Below are 951 nucleotides of genomic sequence, written 5' to 3' on the forward strand. Positions count from 1 at the left end.
AATGTAGCGTAGTGCTTAACACAAAAAACCGTAAGGTTTTTTATAACAAATTGCTTCATTTTCCAATAAAAAACGAGCTGTTTGGCGGAATTAAAGCATTGAGACATTGAATGGAAATGAAGAATAGCACATGAGTTGCACTATTCTTCATCAACCTCGATATCGTCTGATTCATCCGGGACTCCTGCAAGCATTTTTGCTTCATCTTCGAATGGCTCTACATCTATGTTTAAAGGCTTTTCGTTATGCTGCTCAATCCAAGGAATGCCACAAGCTTCTGCATGTTTTCTGGAGTCGTATGCCTGACCGGATTTTAGAACGCTGTAGATAATCTTTGCAACTTTACCACACATATGTCCAATGGCTTTTCTCTTGGGCATTTGTCGTTCAACTAATCTCTCGTAGTACGTCGCAAAGACATTAGGACCGGCTCTTTTTACAATAAGTATTAAGGCCATTTGAAACAGAATCCTGCGTGTATCCCTGACGCCACTAAATGTTTGACGAGTTCCTTTGACGGACGTACCTGACTGCTTATTTTCAGCAGAAACACCGAGATACTTTTTAAATTCTTTATATGTACTGAAACGTTGAATATCACCAATGACTGCAATAAGGGTACATGCCCACCCATCACTCATTACAGGTAAAGAATAAAGCAACTGTGTATAGGTGTGCGGTTTAGTACCTTTCTCTACACTACCATGCAAAAGCTCGTGAATATTTTCGTCTATACGTTCTAGACTTTCTTGAAGCCGTAAGGCTTCCTGGATCAGCCAATTTTGACGATCGATAACATGAACCAATGGTAGAGCAACAGTATTAGGAAGTATTTTAACCAGTTCGGATGCTGCTTTTTTCGCAGTACTTTTAGCTCCGCTTTTAACAATGGCTTCCCGAATCTCATCTTCGGATAAGTCTTTCATATTCAATGCTGTAGGGTACTTCAGG

At 40.0% G+C, this 951-nt stretch carries 1 protein-coding gene; it reads right to left on the bottom strand.

Annotated features, from left to right (window positions below; genetic code table 11):
* Window positions 1–140 precede the first annotated feature (140 nt).
* Window positions 141–951: transposase (locus Q3F21_RS27150; protein ID WP_340259712.1), on the bottom strand; the 811-nt coding region annotated here is incomplete at its 5' end.

The organism is Brevibacillus borstelensis (assembly GCF_037834415.1).
GTDB classification, from domain to species: domain Bacteria; phylum Bacillota; class Bacilli; order Brevibacillales; family Brevibacillaceae; genus Brevibacillus; species Brevibacillus borstelensis_A.